Here is a 14,350-nt window from a genome sequence, read left to right as displayed (position 1 = left end):
CGGGACTATGCGCTTGTTCTGTGGAGTACGGGCTCTGCTGGCGCCTTCTGCGTCGGTAGTGCCCGGTTCACATGTGCCTGCCGACTGTCTGATGAAATCGCCGCCTATCCTTGAGGTGATGTGATGTTGAACCGTAGGCAATTTCTTGCGCAGCTCTCCGTTGGCCTTGGTGCGGCGGCATCCATCAAGAGTGGCTTGTGCGCGCCGTTGGATGCAGCAGCGGGGCAGGGCTGGCGCTTTCCGGCGGAGGAGGTGCCGCAGGAGCGTGTATTTCTTGCCTATGCCGCATCCAAAGCTGTCTGGCGTGACTGGGCGGCTCCTGTGAACAGGACGGTTGCTCTGCTCGCCAGGACTATTTGCCGTTATCAGCCGGTCACCATTCTGTGTCGCGAGGCGCAGGAGGCGGAAGCCAGGCGCGCTTGCGGTGCCGCCAATATCCGCTATATGCCGATGCCGCTGGATGACATCTGGGTGCGCGACTACGGCGGCTGTTTTGTGCTCGGGCGCGATGCGCAGCTCGGGCTGGTTGATTTCAACTTCAACGGCTGGGGGCGCAAGCAGGCCTCCGCAGGCGATACCGCTGTGGCGAAGGCGCTGAGCGCAGATCTGCAGGCGCGCTATATGCGCAGTCGGCTAACCGGCGAAGGTGGTGGCATCGAGGTGGACGGTGATGGCACGGCGATCATGACCGAGAGTTGCTGGGTCAACGACAACCGCAATCCAGGCATGAGCAGGGGGCAGATCGAAGCGGAGCTGAAGTCGCTGCTTGGTCTGCGCAAGATCATCTGGTTGCCCGGAATCAAGGGCCGGGACATCACTGATGCCCATGTTGATTTCTATGCACGCTTCGCGGAGCCGGGCGTGGTCATCGCCAATCTCGACAATGACCCTGACTCCTATGATTTCGCGGTTACCCGTCGGCACCTGGAGATACTCCGGGCGGCTACCGACGCTGGCGGGCGACGCCTGCAGGTGCACACGCTGTCGCCGCCCGAGGCGCCGCGTGACAACGTCTACACGCGCGAAGCCGACTATGCGGCGGGTTACATCAATTTCCTGCCGATCAATGGTGCGGTCATCGCTCCCGAGTTCGGTGATGCAGAGGCGGATGCGCGCTGTAGGGATCTGCTGAAGTCGCTCTATCCGGGGCGGGAGATCGTCCAGATCAATATCGACCCGATCGCCGCTGGTGGTGGCGGCATTCACTGCGTGAGCAAGAATCTTCCGGTTTTCGGCGGGGCTCAGCGGCAGCCGGATGTGGCCGGGCATTGAGGATCCGTGGATGTTCGGTTGCTTCGATGGGGTTGGGCCGCTGGGCCGTCGGTTGTTGGTGGCAGACGGCTATCGGGGCCTTCCCGTGGTTGCTGGTTTCACGGATTTTTCCTGGCTTTTGGGGCGGTGCGAGGTTGCTTGACCGGCGTGGCTGGGGACCTTGGTTCCGGCGAAGTCCGGCTGAGGAGGCCGGGGTTCAGGCTTCTGGTGTTGAGGGCGGGGTGCGGCGCGGAAAGCCCCAGAGCAGGTTTGCCCCGATTGGTTTACTATCTCACCAACAATTCCTTCGGCAATCGAGGTGGCCCGCGCAAAGCGCCGGCCGAGCGTGTGACATGAGCACTACCATCGCCCACTGCTGATCTCCCGCCACCGCCCTGATGCAGGCGCCGTCGTGGCGCTTTTTTATTGCCCAGAATTCCGTGAACCCCGTGAAGCCGCGCCTGTTGGCGTGGTTTCCAGCCCGCCCAGCGGGTCGTGACCTTTGGTGAACCCCATGATCAACATCACTCTCCCAGACGGCAGCGTCCGTCAGTTCGAAAATCCGGTCAGCGTCATGGACGTTGCCCAGTCCATTGGTGCGGGCCTGGCCAAGGCCACCATTGCCGGCGCCGTGGACGGCGTGCAGGTCGATGCCAGCGACGTGATCGATCACGACGCTTCGCTGCGCATCATCACCGCCAAGGACGAGGAGGGCGTCGAGATCATCCGCCACTCCTGCGCCCACCTGGTCGGCCATGCCGTGAAGCAGCTGTATCCGGAGGCCAAGATGGTGATCGGTCCGGTCATCGCTGAAGGCTTCTACTACGACATCTACAACGAGCGCCCGTTCACGCCGGAAGACATGGCGGCGATCGAGAAGCGCATGGGCGAGCTGATCGCCCAGGACTACGACGTGGTCAAGAAGGTCACGCCGCGTGCGGAAGTGGTCGAGATCTTCAAGGCGCGTGGCGAGGACTACAAGCTGCGCCTGATCGAAGACATGTCCGATGACATCACTGCGATGGGCATGTACTACCACCAGGAATACGTGGACATGTGCCGCGGCCCGCACGTGCCGAACACGCGTTTCCTGAAGTCCTTCAAGCTGATGCGCATCTCTGGTGCGTACTGGCGCGGTGATGCCAAGAATGAGCAGCTGCAGCGCATCTACGGCACCGCATGGGCCGACAAGAAGCAGCTTGAGGCCTATATCAAGCGCATCGAAGAAGCTGAGATGCGCGACCACCGCCGCATCGGCAAGCAGCAGGATCTGTTCCATCTGCAGGAAGAGGCGCCGGGGCTGGTGTTCTGGCACCCGAAGGGCTGGTCGATCTGGCAGGTTGTCGAGCAGTACATGCGCAATGTCTATCGCCAGAGTGGTTACGGCGAAGTGCGTTGCCCGCAGATCCTCGACGTCAGCCTGTGGAAGAAGTCCGGTCACTGGGACAACTACCAGGACAACATGTTCTTCACCGAATCGGAGAAGCGCACCTATGCGCTGAAGCCGATGAACTGCCCGGGCCATGTGCAGCTGTTCAACCAGGGGCTGCATAGCTACCGCGACCTGCCGATCCGCTACGGCGAGTTCGGTGCCTGCCACCGCAACGAGCCGTCCGGCGCACTGCACGGCATCCTGCGCGTGCGCGGTTTCACTCAGGACGACGGCCACATCTTCTGCACCGAGAGCCAGGTTGAAGCCGAAGTGACGGCTTTCCACCAGCAGGCGCTGGCGGTGTACAAGGCGTTCGGTTTCGAAGAGATCCAGATCAAGATCGCGCTGCGTCCGGAATCGCGTCTGGGCGACGACGAGACCTGGGACAAGGCCGAAGGTGCGCTGCGCACCGCGCTGTCCAGCTGCGGCGTCGAGTGGCAGGAGCTGCCGGGCGAAGGCGCGTTCTACGGCCCGAAGATCGAGTACCACCTGAAGGACGCCATCGGCCGTACCTGGCAGCTGGGCACCATGCAGGTCGACTTCATGATGCCGGGTCGCCTCGGTGCTGAATACGTCGATGAAAACAGCCAGAAGCGCCATCCGGTGATGCTGCACCGGGCCATTGTTGGCTCGATGGAGCGTTTCCTGGGCATTCTGATCGAGCAGCACGCCGGCTCGTTCCCGACCTGGCTGGCGCCGGTGCAGGTGATGGTGGCCAATATCACCGACGCCCAGGCCGACTACGTCGAGGAAGTTCGCAAAAGCCTTGCAAATCAAGGCTTCCGGGTTGACGCCGATTTGCGCAACGAGAAGATCGGCTATAAGATTCGCGAGCATACGCTGCAGCGCGTACCGTACCTGCTGGTCGTGGGCGACCGCGAGAAGGAGAACGGGGCCGTGGCGGTACGCACGCGGTCCGGTGAAGACCTTGGTTCGATGTCGGTTCAGGCCTTCGTCGAACGGCTGCAGGCAGAATTGAAACATTGAAGTAAGTAGGGCCCCGGCCCCGGCGGACACTCCGCAGGGCCGGTACTAATCCACTTGGAGATTGCAATATCAGTATCCCTGACAACAAACAGAACCGCCGTAATCAGGAAATCCGGGTGCCGCGCGTACGCGTGATCGGCAGTGACGGTGAAATGATTGGCGTGTTGTCGCGCGACGAAGCGCTGTCCATGGCCGAAGATGAAGGCCTGGACCTGGTTGAAATCCAGCCGCAGGCCGATCCTCCGGTCTGCAAGATCATGGATTTCGGCAAGTTCAAGTTCGAAGCGCAGAAGAAGGCCAACGAGGCCAAGAAGAAGACCAAGCAGGTCGAGATCAAGGAAGTGAAGTTCCGTCCGGTTACGGACGAGGGCGACTACCAGATCAAGCTGCGCAAGATGCGCGGTTTCCTCGAAGAGGGCGACAAGATCAAGGTCAACATCCGCTTCCGTGGCCGCGAAATGAGCCATCAGGAACTGGGTCGCGAAATGGCCAACCGGATCGAGGCTGATCTGGGTGAGGACATCGTGATCGAGTCCCGTCCGCGCTTGGAAGGCCGGCAGATGGTCATGATGATCGCGCCGAAGAAGAAGTAAGCCGTCGGCCCCCGGGCCTGCTGCTTTGCTGAACAGGGAGGGGCTTCGGCTACCTCCCTGTTTGCATGCCTGTTCAGCTGATTTGGGTGCCGGTCGGCTTGCAGTTTGCAAGTGGCTGGTACGCAAGGCATAATGGGCGGCCCGGTTCGCCGGGTTTGTTGTTTGCGTCACCCAGGACCTGCCTGCCTCCAGTGGGAGCGCGGGCTTTTGACAGACAAGGGCAAGGATGGAAAGTGTGGGTCAGCCCACCGCCCAGTCAGTAAAGAGACCATCAAGGACATAGCAATGCCCAAGATCAAGACCAACCGGGCGGCGGCCAAGCGTTTCCGCAAGACCGCCTCCGGCAAGTACAAGTGCGGTCACGCCAACCGTAGCCACATCCTCACGAAGAAAGCGACCAAGCGGAAGCGTAACCTGCGTCAGACGAATCACGTCCGCGCAGAAGACGCAGGCCGTCTGGACCGTATGCTTCCCTACCTCTGAGGACTGAACCATGGCACGAGTAAAGCGTGGTGTGCAGGCGCGCCGCCGCCACAAGAAAGTATTGGATCTCGCCAAGGGCTATTACAACGCCCGTCGCAAGGTCTTCCGCGTTGCCAAGCAGGCAGTCATCAAGGCACAGCAGTACGCCTACATTGGCCGTAAGCAGAAGAAGCGCAATTTCCGTTCGCTGTGGATCACCCGCATCAATGCGGCTGCCCGCATCAACGGCCTGAGCTACAGCCGTTTCATGAACGGCCTGCTGAAGGCTGGTATCACCCTGGACCGTAAGGTTCTGGCTGATATCGCCGTGCACGACGCAGCCGGTTTTGCCGCTCTGGCAGAAAAGGCCAAGGGCGCACTGGCGGCATAAGTTCTTCCTGCAGCAGTTGTAGCGTTCACGCGCAGCGGCTGTGGTGAGACAATGCATGGGGAAGGGCGCAAGTCCTTCCCCATTCTTTTTTGTGCTGGTTGCCGCTGCCGATGGTTGCGCGGCGGTCAGCCACTGGTGGCGACGGGGGTCGGCCCGGCGCGTACCGCGTAGGCAAGCCGGCCAGAGGTTTCGTCGATCCCATGAGTGACATCCAATCCTTGACCGCGCAGGCGCTGGCCGATGTGGCCGCGGCGCAGAGCCCGGAAACCCTGGAAAACCTGCGTGTTTCGCTGTTGGGCAAGAGTGGCAGCATCACCGCCCAGCTCAAGCAGCTTGGCGCATTGCCGGCCGACGAGCGCAAGGCAGCGGGCGAGGCGATCAACATCGCGCGCGACGCCGTGTCCTCCGCGTTGGGTGAGCGCAAGACGCTGCTGGAAAACGCCGCGTTGGATGCACGCCTGGCCTCTGAAAGCATCGATGTCACCCTGCCGGGCCGTCATGGCGAACGCGGCGGCCTGCATCCGGTCACGCGCACCCTGGAGCGCATCACCGAAATCTTCGCGCGCCTCGGTTACGAACTTTCCGAAGGCCCGGAGATCGAAGACGACTGGCACAACTTCGAGGCGCTGAATTTCCCGCCGCACCACCCGGCACGCGCCATGCACGACACCTTCTACTTCGGCGATGGCCGCCTGCTGCGCACGCATACCTCCGGTGTGCAGGTGCGCTACATGGGTGACCACAAGCCGCCGCTGCGCATGATCGCGGCCGGTAAGGTGTACCGCAGCGACAGCGATCAGACCCACTCGCCGATGTTCCATCAGGTTGAAGGGCTGCTGGTGGACGAGCACTCCAACTTCGCTGACCTCAAGGGCACCTTGTCCGAGTTCGTGCGCGCCTTCTTCGAGCGTGATTTCGAAATGCGTTTCCGCCCGAGCTACTTCCCGTTCGTGGAGCCGGGTGCGGAAGTGGATATCGCCTGGCAGCAGCCCGATGGCAGCACCCGCTGGCTGGAAGTGCTGGGCTGCGGCATGGTCCACCCGAACGTGTTGAAGTCGGTCGGCATCGATCCGGAGCGCTACACCGGCTTCGCTTTCGGCCTGGGCGTTGAGCGTTTCGCGATGCTGCGTTACGGCGTCAACGATCTGCGCGCCTTCTTCGAAAACGACGTCCGCTTCCTCAAGCAGTTCGCCTGAAGCGAACTGTGTAGTGCCGAGCCATGCTCGGCAGCTTCTAAGCGTTGACCAGCCCCAGGCGCAAAGCGCTGGGCATCAACAAAAGAAACCGCAACGGGAGGCACGCCTCCCATCAAGGTAAATACATGAAATTCTCTGAAAGCTGGCTGCGCAGTCACGTACCGACCACCGCATCGCGCGACGAACTCAGCGCCGTGCTGACCGCCATTGGTCTGGAAGTCGAAGAAGTCACCGCGTTGGGCGCAGGCCTGGACAACGTGGTGGTCGCGCGCATCGTCGAGGCGACCCGCCATCCGGAAGCCGACCGTCTGCAGATCTGCAAGGTCGATGCCGGCCAGGCCGAACTGCTGCAGATCGTCTGCGGCGCGCCGAATGCGCGCCCGGGTCTGGTCGCACCGCTGGCAATGGTCGGTGCACAGATCGGCGAGTTGAAGATCAAGCCGGCCAAGCTGCGCGGCGTGGAATCCAACGGCATGCTGTGCTCGGCCAAGGAGCTGGGCCTGGACAACGACGCTTCCGGCCTGCTGGAACTGCCGGACGACGCACCGGTTGGCATCGCGCTGGTCGAATACCTCGGCCTGCCCGATTCCAGCATCGAGATCAAGCTGACCCCGAACCGCGCCGATTGCTTCAGCGTGCGTGGCATTGCGTTCGATGTCGCCGCAGCCACCCGCAGCGAAGTGAAGCCGTTTGCCGCTGATGCGGTACCGGCACAGGGCGCGCGTGAGCTGAGCATCCAGCTCGATGCCGGTGCTGAAGCACCGCGTTACCTCGGCCGCGTGATCGAGGGCGTCAATGCCGCCGCGACCACGCCGCTGTGGATGGCCGAGCGCCTGCGCCGTAGTGGTGTTCGTCCGGTGTCGCTGTTGGTCGACATCACCCAGTACGTGATGCTGGAGCTCGGCCAGCCGATGCACGCCTACGACCTGGATACGCTGAAGGGGCCGCTTGCCGTGCGCCGCTCGCGTGCCGGTGAAAGCCTCAAGCTGCTCGACGGCCGCGACGCCGCGCTGGATGACAGCTTCCTGGTGGTCACCGACGCCGATCGTCCGGTCGGCCTGGCTGGCCTGATGGGTGGCTTCGATACCCGCGTCACCGATGCGACCAGCAAGGTATTCCTGGAGGCTGCGCATTTCGCCCCGGCGGCGATCATGGGCCGCGGCCGCAAGCTCGGCCTGCACACCGATGCCGGTCACCGCTTCGAGCGTGGCGTCGATCCGCAGCTGCCGCGCACCGCCATCGAATACGCCACCAAGTTGGTAGTGGAACTGGCTGGCGGTACGCCGGCGCCGGTCACCGAAGCCGTGCGCGAAGCCGACCTACCGGTCGCCGCCAGGATCCTGCTGCGTCGCGCCCGCATCGTGCGCGTGCTTGGCATCCAGATTGAAGACGCCGAAGTCGAGCGCATCCTGCGTGCGCTTGGCATGCAGGTCGAGGCTGTTGCCGATGGTTGGGCCGTTACCGGCCCGAGCCGTCGCTTCGATATCGCCATCGAAGAGGACCTGATCGAAGAGCTGGCCCGCATCTACGGCTACGAATCCATCCCGACCACCTTGCCGGGCGGCGCTGCACGCATTGCCATGCCCAGCGAAACCCGTCTGGATGACCTCAGCGTGCGCCGCCAGTTGGTGGCGCGCGAAATGCTGGAAACCATCAACTTCGCCTTCGTCGATGCCGAGCTGCTGAAGCAATGGCAGCAGAGCGAAGGTCTGGTCGCGCTGGCCAACCCGCTGTCGGCCGAGCTGGCGGTGATGCGCCCACTGCTGCTGCCGGGTCTGGTGGCAACGCTGGGTCGCAACGTCGCTCGTCAGGCTGGGCGCGTGCGCCTGTTCGAAATCGGCCGCGTGTTCGCTGCGCAGGCCGGCGAGGGCAAGCCTGCGCCGAAGGAAACCGTGCGCGTTGCAGCTGCCGTATGCGGTGATGCCGCCACCCTGCAGTGGGGCGAAAAGGCGCGTAAGGTCGATTTCCATGACCTCAAGGGTGATCTGGAATCGCTGGCCGCGGCTTCTGGTGCAAGCCTGGAGTTCCGCGCCTCGCAGCGCCCGTATGCGCACCCGGCCCGCTCGGCGGATATCTGGCGTGATGGCGAGTGCATCGGCTGGATCGGCCAGCTGCACCCGCGCCTGACCAAGGCGATGGAAGTGGATGCAGATGTCTACGCATTCGAGCTGGACCTGGCACCGCTGGCCGCGCGTTCGCTGCCACGTTCGAGCGAGCTGTCGCGCTTCCCGGCGGTGCGCCGGGATCTGGCCGTGGTCGTAGCTGAATCAGTCAGCTGGGCTGAGCTGTCGTCGACCATCCGGGCTGCTGCTGGCGAACTGCTGCGTGAAGTGGTGCTGTTCGACCGTTATGTCGGTCAGGGTGTCGAGCCGGGTTTCAAGAGTTTGGCTATGGGCTTGATTTTGCAGGACAAGTCGCGCACATTGACGGACCGTGACGTGGAAGCCGTAGTCACCGATGTGGTGACGGCGATTGATCATGGGCACGGCGCAAAGATCCGTGGCTGAGGCGGGATACAGGGAGCAGGCATGGCATTGACCAAGGCGGAGATGGCGGATCGTTTGTTCGACGAAGTCGGTCTGAACAAGCGTGAGGCCAAGGAATTTGTCGACGCGTTTTTCGATGTGTTGCGCGATGCATTGGAACAGGGACGTCAAGTGAAGCTGTCGGGCTTCGGTAACTTCGATCTGCGGCGCAAGAACCAGCGCCCGGGTCGCAACCCAAAGACCGGCGAGGAAATTCCGATTTCCGCCCGTACGGTAGTCACCTTCCGTCCGGGCCAGAAGCTCAAGGAGCGGGTGGAGGCATATGCTGGATCCGGGCAGTAACCGCGAACTTCCGCCGATTCCGGCCAAGCGTTACTTCACTATTGGTGAAGTGAGCGAGCTGTGCGACGTCAAGCCGCACGTGCTGCGCTACTGGGAAACCGAGTTTCCCAGCCTTGAGCCAGGCAAACGCCGTGGCAACCGTCGTTACTATCAGCGCCATGACGTGCTGATGGTTCGGCAGATCCGCGGCCTGCTATACGAACAGGGCTACACCATCGGTGGCGCCCGCCTGCGGCTGGAAGGCGAGGGTGCCCGCGAAGAGTCGGCACTGAGCAACCAGATCATCAAGCAGGTGCGCATGGAGCTGGAAGAAGTACTGCAACTGCTCCGTCGCTGAACTTTTTTGTGTGAAAACCGGTATAATCACCGGCTCGCCGCAAGGCGAAAGCAGTAACGATCGGGGCGTAGCGCAGCCTGGTAGCGCATCTGCCTGGGGGGCAGAGGGTCGTCGGTTCAAATCCGGCCGTCCCGACCAATTACTGTAGTACGAACAAGGGCTTGCGCTTCATTGCGCGAGCCCTTTTTCGTTGTGCACCCTAATTGCGTCCTATCGAGGCAAGGCGATTGCGGTGCTGACCGATTGCTACGGCGCTTCGTGGTCACCGAGATAGAGTTCGGTGATCGCCATATTGCTGTGACCCACGAGCGCCTGGATCTGCTCGTTCGTCCAACCGGCTTCGTTGAGTAACGTGCCATCCGGGCCACGGATTCCTGCCGGTATCCCCATTAGTGCGATCCACGTTAGTCAGTGGCCGGGCCGTGAGGCGGCGAGCCTATACAGACACCCCTACGCGGGTGACTGTGCGATGGCAGCTGCATGGACAAATCAGCGCACTGTTCGAGAAGTGGTTGCAAGAAGGCCTGCGTGTAATGACCCACTGATTTCTGCTCAGGGTACGGTTGAACCCCAATGCATGAATCAGGGGCTCGCTGGGCGGTATGCTCAGGCCGGGCGGGAGCCGCCAGTGCCATGTCGGCTTCGTGTCTGGCCCATGTCGGGCTGATGTCGTCGCCCAAGACGGGGAACGGCTGGATGATGTCGGTGAGCCAAACAACTGATTCAAGGGATATTTCATGCACATCAACAGCGCCCGACTTCGTGAGCTCCGCACTGGCCGGCAATGGTCGCAGGAGCAGTTGGCCAATCTGAGCGGTTTGAACTTGAGGACCATTCAGCGGCTGGAATCAGGCGCGAAGATCTCGACGGAATCCTTGCGGGCATTGGCTGCCGTCTTCGAGGTGCCTGCCGAAAGCCTGCTGACCGGCAATCCGTCCCCCAGTCAGCCAGCGCTGGAGGCAATGCGCGACGGCGTGCTGCGCGGCCTGGAGTTCACCGGCACAACTCCGCGAGCGGACTTCTGGTGGTTCGCCCTGGCTGTGGCGATGGTGCTTGCCTTCGCCCAGCTGTTTGCTGAGGCCATTGGCCAATGGGCGCTGGAAATCGCCTCGCTGCTGGTGTTGCTGCCCTGGATCGCGGCCTGCACCCGGCGCCTGCGCGACGCCGGTCTCAACCCGTGGTGGCAGTTGATCAGTCTGGCGCCGGTAGGTGGCATCCTGGTGCTGCTCTATCTGCTTACCTATCCGAGCAAGGCGAAGGAGCCGGCCGAGGTGATTACAGGTTGAGGATGCCGGGCTTGGCCCAGCAGGTTTATTCGGTCTCAACCCAAGCGACAACCGAGAGCTAGCATCGGCCCTCCGCCTTCCGGTCAGCCATGCTCCCTGACGGTTTCAAATGGGCCAAGGTGGCCGACTTCGAAAGCCAACCCACGGCGATTTACGTCAACGAGCTCGCCGTGTCCCGGTTGGTCGAGCGGCTGGACGGATCGTGGTTCGTGAACCTCGCGTACCACCTGCCTCCACCTGGCGGAGCGGTGCTGCATCCGCCGCGCAGCTGCCGGAGCTATGAGACGGGCAAGGCGGGATGCGAGGAATGGGCGCGGCGAAATGAGCGCAGATTACGAGCTGAGACGGCAGCGATTGCGTTCAAGAAGTGGGGGCATCGGTAGCCGTCAGCCGCCGCCGAACTTTTCATCGCGCAGGTCCGTCTCGTTGTGATCTTTTCGGTACTTGCACGGTGCTGCGTGTCTAGCGGTCACGCCTGCACGCAGGTATCAGCCCTGGTAGGCAAACCTTGGCTGGGGCGCACCTTCTACAGTCACCTGTTCCACGAACATCGCATACGGCCGGGCCCACACGCCCAGGTCGCCATACAAGGGTTTGTAGAGCACCAGCGCTTCCAGTGTTTCGCTGCTCCGGGCGAGGCCGATGACTTCGTATTCGCCGCCTTTGAAATGGCGATAGCGTCCAAGCGTCAGACTGGGAAGAGGTGGTAGGTCGGACATTGGCGATTTCTCTGTCGAGTAGGGCGGCGGATCGTAGCAGCCGGAAGAAAGGGATGCCTGCGCACTGAAATTGAGGCCGATGCCGATCCGAGGCGAGAGGCGCAGATTGGCTCAAGCATGCCTGTGCCGGTCAAATCCCGAAGAACAGCGGAAGCGTCGCCTCAACGCATTGACGTAAACCCGGCGCTGATTTCCGCTCAGGTCGGGCGCCGCCAAGAGTGACAGCCAACTGGTTTCTATCCTCAGGGCTTGCCCAGGTAGCCTTCCAGCACTTGCCTGGCCAGCGTCAGGTTGCTCACGATGGTAGGGCCGAGGAGGGCTCGCGTGGCCGGGCCGTTGGTGAGGCTCAAGCCGCGGATATCGAGAGACTGCCTGATGCGCTTGCCGACGAATCTCTCCAATTGCGGAGATGCGGGCAATGAGGCGCGGATCTCGCGCATCTCGATGATCGCCTCGCGCCAGGCTTTTTCATCCGGGGTGGCTGAGGAGAAGACGGTGATGAGCCTGTCCAAGGTGGCCAGCATGTCGTGAAGTAGCGGGTCTTTGGTCATGTTCTTCTCCTTCGCCAAAGGGCGAATTTTAGCGGCTGCCAGATGGGATTCAAACCAGCTGGCACAGTGCGCTGCTGCCGGTAGCGTTGATGTGTCAGTGGACGGTTTACGCGTAGGCCAGTCTGGCAACCCAGGGCTCTGGCGGTCTCGCAAAAGGCGATGAATGCGTGCGATGCTTTTGCGCGAGACCTTGAATGCGGCGCCCTCGTGGGTTGGCGGAGAGGCCGCATTGTCATCACAATCTTTTGCTGGTCTGCTGCCGAGAATATGGCAGTCGCCCTGGAGAGCATCGATGAAATCCCTTGTACTTTGTGTAGCTACCTTGCTGATGTCTGCTACGGTCACGGGCTGTGCGCCGAAAGATGACGCGAAGACAGAGGCTACCCAGCCACGTGTCGGCATGGCCAACCCTGCATCCGAGTATTGCGTGAAGAAGGGCGGCAAGGTTGAGATCAAGAAGAACAGCGAAGGCGGCGAGTACGGCATCTGCCACCTTGCTGATGGTACCCAGGTCGAAGAGTGGGAGCTGTTCCGGCGCGACAACGCGACGGGCACGAAGTAAATCACTGGCTTGCACCGCATGTGGCTGGCTTTGCTACTGTCGCGGTTTGTCCTGCTTGAGCGAAGCTTGGAATGAGCACCGTGGACCAATTGGTGGCGCAGCTGCAGTTGGCGCCACATCCGGAAGGTGGCTACTTCCGCCGCTTCCATGAATCGCCACAACACATCATCGTCGAAGGCGAAGCACGTCCTGCGTTGACGGCTATCCACTACCTGCTTGGTGCGGGGCAGGCCAGCGCCTGGCATCGCATCGATGCGGAGGAGATCTGGCAGTGGCAGGCAGGCGAGCCGTTGCAGCTGTTGTTGTGGGAAGGCAATGGCGCGGCGATCAAACAGATCGAGCTGGGTGCCGTAGACGATGGACGGCAGTCATTGACGATCGTGCCCAAGGGCGTATGGCAGGCAGCGCGGCCACTGGGTTCGCACGCTTTGGTCAGCTGCATGGTGGCGCCGGGGTTCCTGTGGTCGGGGTTTGAGCTGATGGTCGCGGGGAGTGATGATGCGGTGTGGCTGAAAACGCATGATGGTTGGGTATAGGTGCGTTGGCGATCAGTGTGACTTCCTTGCTGCGAATGGTCGGCGTACAAGGTGCGGGCGCGGGTCAGGCGGCTCCGATCCGGCAGAGGGCATCATGGGTGGAAAATCACACTCTGACCCCGGTTTTTCCTGTGAGGATGGTTGATGGCGAATGATGGTTGTCCGGATCCGCGCGGTGGCGCAGGCGATGGTTCGCCAGACGCGAGAGGGCAGCAGGTGCCGGCATGGTTGCGTGGGCCGCGGCGGCGGCGTTGGCTGCTGATCGGAATGCTGTTCCTGGTCGGCTGGAGTGCGTTGTTTGGTGGTTGGATTGGCATTGCGCTGTTACGCGGTTCGACCGACAGAAATGCCGGTGCCGTCGCCTTCAACATCGTGTTGGTGGTGTTCATGGCCACGGTTTTCTTCCTCACACTGCAGCGCGGGCTCTATCGCTGGTTCTGGCATATCGAGCGGAGCCGTCGTCACGGGCGGTTTGAGTCTGGCGGCAAGGCAATGAAGTTTGGCGCGACGCGTACCGACGCACCGCCCGTCATCGCTTGGCCGTGGCAATTGCGGTTGCGTCATCTGGGTTTTCTGCTCATTGGCATGGCGACGCTGCTGTTTGTTTTTCTGCCTTTCGAGAATCAGCTTGCGATTGGCGGTTTTCTTGCGCGCCACAGTGCTGGCAGGGCGTCGGGCGGAAGCCTGTCCATGTTGATCTTCGCCTGGTTGCCTCTGCTGCTGCTCGGCGGCCTGTCGATGTTGCTGTTGTGGCGGCAGATGCGGCGCCGGGACGCAGGCCAATTGGATGCAGAAGGGAAGCTGCTGCTCGCTGCGGAAGTGAACTGGCTGTTCTCCTTTGCCACCGCTTTTGCCATGACCATGTTGTTGTGCCGCCTGTTCGGCGCAATGGTAGTTCGCTACATGTAGAAAACCGAGGTCAGAGTCGTGTTTCCCGTCGGTGCGCTGGAAGTACGTCGGTAGACCGGATTGCTGATGGCGACTGCCGGCATGGCGTTGCGGATCCTTGTTCTCCATTCCATGGAACCTGCATTGGTGGCGCCGAGCCTTTGCTCGTTCTGCTGCGGCGTAGCCGTGTAGTGGGGGGCGGGGGGGGGGGCGGGGGGTGGGGGGGGGTGCTGGGGGGGGGGGGGGGGGGGGCGGGCGGGGCGGGGGGGCCGGCCGCGGGGCGCGGGGGGGGGGGGGCGCCCGCGGCCGGGGGGCGGCGGCGGCCGCCCCG

At 62.3% G+C, this 14,350-nt stretch carries 15 protein-coding genes and 1 tRNA gene; 14 read left to right on the top strand and 2 right to left on the bottom strand.

All coding sequences use genetic code 11. The features are described from left to right. Nucleotides 1–207 precede the first annotated feature (207 nt). The 11 genes from ACVOK8_RS09130 (at nt 208) to ACVOK8_RS09080 (ending at nt 10,763) form a co-directional block, all read left to right on the top strand. On the top strand, nt 208–1,272 hold the full coding sequence (locus ACVOK8_RS09130; RefSeq protein WP_481566524.1) for an agmatine deiminase family protein: 1,065 nt from the start codon (nt 208–210) through the stop codon (nt 1,270–1,272). 493 nt (nt 1,273–1,765) lie between these two features. Continuing rightward, entirely contained in the window at nt 1,766–3,670 is a 1,905-nt protein-coding gene (thrS, locus tag ACVOK8_RS09125) for a threonine--tRNA ligase (RefSeq protein ID WP_481566523.1), read from the top strand. 68 nt (nt 3,671–3,738) lie between these two features. After that, nucleotides 3,739–4,263 carry a translation initiation factor IF-3 gene (gene infC, locus ACVOK8_RS09120; protein ID WP_313319538.1) on the top strand — a complete coding sequence of 175 codons (525 nt, stop codon included), beginning with the start codon at nt 3,739–3,741 and terminating at the stop codon, nt 4,261–4,263. A 285-nt stretch (nt 4,264–4,548) separates the two neighbouring features. Beyond that, the gene (rpmI, locus tag ACVOK8_RS09115) at nt 4,549–4,746 is read left to right on the top strand and encodes a 50S ribosomal protein L35 (RefSeq protein WP_002811096.1); all 198 of its coding nucleotides are present in this window, start codon (nt 4,549–4,551) and stop codon (nt 4,744–4,746) included. A gap of 10 nt (nt 4,747–4,756) precedes the next feature. Further along, nucleotides 4,757–5,116: a 50S ribosomal protein L20 gene (rplT, locus tag ACVOK8_RS09110; RefSeq protein ID WP_054657697.1), complete on the top strand. Its 360-nt coding sequence runs from the start codon at nt 4,757–4,759 to the stop codon at nt 5,114–5,116. Between the two features lie 200 nt (nt 5,117–5,316). Beyond that, the gene (gene pheS / locus ACVOK8_RS09105; protein ID WP_296253773.1) at nt 5,317–6,312 is read left to right on the top strand and encodes a phenylalanine--tRNA ligase subunit alpha; all 996 of its coding nucleotides are present in this window, start codon (nt 5,317–5,319) and stop codon (nt 6,310–6,312) included. Nucleotides 6,313–6,437: 125 nt separating this feature from the next. Then, nucleotides 6,438–8,819: a phenylalanine--tRNA ligase subunit beta gene (gene pheT, locus ACVOK8_RS09100; protein ID WP_481566522.1), complete on the top strand. Its 2,382-nt coding sequence runs from the start codon at nt 6,438–6,440 to the stop codon at nt 8,817–8,819. 21 nt (nt 8,820–8,840) lie between these two features. After that, nucleotides 8,841–9,140 (top strand): integration host factor subunit alpha, encoded by a 300-nt coding sequence (locus ACVOK8_RS09095; RefSeq protein ID WP_054657702.1) that lies wholly within the window; start codon nt 8,841–8,843, stop codon nt 9,138–9,140. Next, on the top strand, nt 9,121–9,477 hold the full coding sequence (locus tag ACVOK8_RS09090; protein WP_303746832.1) for a MerR family transcriptional regulator: 357 nt from the start codon (nt 9,121–9,123) through the stop codon (nt 9,475–9,477). Before ACVOK8_RS09095 ends, ACVOK8_RS09090 begins: the two co-directional genes overlap by 20 nt. Before the next feature lie 61 nt (nt 9,478–9,538). Beyond that, nucleotides 9,539–9,615, top strand: a tRNA-Pro gene (locus ACVOK8_RS09085). Nucleotides 9,616–10,214: 599 nt separating this feature from the next. Continuing rightward, the gene (locus ACVOK8_RS09080) at nt 10,215–10,763 is read left to right on the top strand and encodes a DUF805 domain-containing protein (protein WP_481566521.1); all 549 of its coding nucleotides are present in this window, start codon (nt 10,215–10,217) and stop codon (nt 10,761–10,763) included. Nucleotides 10,764–11,251: 488 nt separating this feature from the next. Here ACVOK8_RS09080 and ACVOK8_RS09075 read toward each other — a convergent pair whose 3' ends face one another. Together ACVOK8_RS09075 and ACVOK8_RS09070 are read right to left on the bottom strand one after the other, a co-directional pair. Next, on the bottom strand, nt 11,252–11,482 hold the full coding sequence (locus tag ACVOK8_RS09075; protein ID WP_481566520.1) for a DUF1653 domain-containing protein: 231 nt from the start codon (nt 11,480–11,482) through the stop codon (nt 11,252–11,254). Between the two features lie 242 nt (nt 11,483–11,724). Next, complete coding sequence (locus ACVOK8_RS09070; protein WP_481566519.1) at nt 11,725–12,033, bottom strand: hypothetical protein; 309 nt, start codon at nt 12,031–12,033, stop codon at nt 11,725–11,727. Nucleotides 12,034–12,325: 292 nt separating this feature from the next. Here ACVOK8_RS09070 and ACVOK8_RS09065 point away from each other — a divergent pair, with 292 nt between their 5' ends. The 3 genes from ACVOK8_RS09065 (at nt 12,326) to ACVOK8_RS09055 (ending at nt 14,040) form a co-directional block, all read left to right on the top strand. Next, nucleotides 12,326–12,595, top strand: a complete 270-nt coding sequence (locus tag ACVOK8_RS09065) for a putative hemolysin (protein ID WP_481566518.1) — start codon at nt 12,326–12,328, stop codon at nt 12,593–12,595. A gap of 71 nt (nt 12,596–12,666) precedes the next feature. Further along, entirely contained in the window at nt 12,667–13,131 is a 465-nt protein-coding gene (locus ACVOK8_RS09060; protein ID WP_481566517.1) for a cupin domain-containing protein, read from the top strand. Between the two features lie 267 nt (nt 13,132–13,398). Then, the gene (locus ACVOK8_RS09055; RefSeq protein ID WP_481566516.1) at nt 13,399–14,040 is read left to right on the top strand and encodes a hypothetical protein; all 642 of its coding nucleotides are present in this window, start codon (nt 13,399–13,401) and stop codon (nt 14,038–14,040) included. Nucleotides 14,041–14,350: the final 310 nt, after the last annotated feature.

The sequence above is a fragment of the Stenotrophomonas sp. STEN083 genome (assembly GCF_056759195.1).
This window is presented reverse-complemented; position numbering and strand designations above follow the sequence as displayed.

Bases quoted from the DNA above. Each gene is read 5' to 3' on its own strand.
- thrS (WP_481566523.1), top strand. From the start codon at position 1,766: ATGATCAACATCACTCTCCCAGACGGCAGCGTCCGTCAGTTCGAAAAT.
- rpmI (WP_002811096.1), top strand. From the start codon at position 4,549: ATGCCCAAGATCAAGACCAACCGGGCGGCGGCCAAGCGTTTCCGCAAG.
- rplT (WP_054657697.1), top strand. From the start codon at position 4,757: ATGGCACGAGTAAAGCGTGGTGTGCAGGCGCGCCGCCGCCACAAGAAA.
- pheS (WP_296253773.1), top strand. From the start codon at position 5,317: ATGAGTGACATCCAATCCTTGACCGCGCAGGCGCTGGCCGATGTGGCC.
- pheT (WP_481566522.1), top strand. From the start codon at position 6,438: ATGAAATTCTCTGAAAGCTGGCTGCGCAGTCACGTACCGACCACCGCA.
- ACVOK8_RS09095 (WP_054657702.1), top strand. From the start codon at position 8,841: ATGGCATTGACCAAGGCGGAGATGGCGGATCGTTTGTTCGACGAAGTC.
- ACVOK8_RS09090 (WP_303746832.1), top strand. From the start codon at position 9,121: ATGCTGGATCCGGGCAGTAACCGCGAACTTCCGCCGATTCCGGCCAAG.
- ACVOK8_RS09080 (WP_481566521.1), top strand. From the start codon at position 10,215: ATGCACATCAACAGCGCCCGACTTCGTGAGCTCCGCACTGGCCGGCAA.
- ACVOK8_RS09075 (WP_481566520.1), bottom strand. From the start codon at position 11,482: ATGTCCGACCTACCACCTCTTCCCAGTCTGACGCTTGGACGCTATCGC.
- ACVOK8_RS09070 (WP_481566519.1), bottom strand. From the start codon at position 12,033: ATGACCAAAGACCCGCTACTTCACGACATGCTGGCCACCTTGGACAGG.
- ACVOK8_RS09065 (WP_481566518.1), top strand. From the start codon at position 12,326: ATGAAATCCCTTGTACTTTGTGTAGCTACCTTGCTGATGTCTGCTACG.
- ACVOK8_RS09060 (WP_481566517.1), top strand. From the start codon at position 12,667: ATGAGCACCGTGGACCAATTGGTGGCGCAGCTGCAGTTGGCGCCACAT.
- ACVOK8_RS09055 (WP_481566516.1), top strand. From the start codon at position 13,399: ATGCTGTTCCTGGTCGGCTGGAGTGCGTTGTTTGGTGGTTGGATTGGC.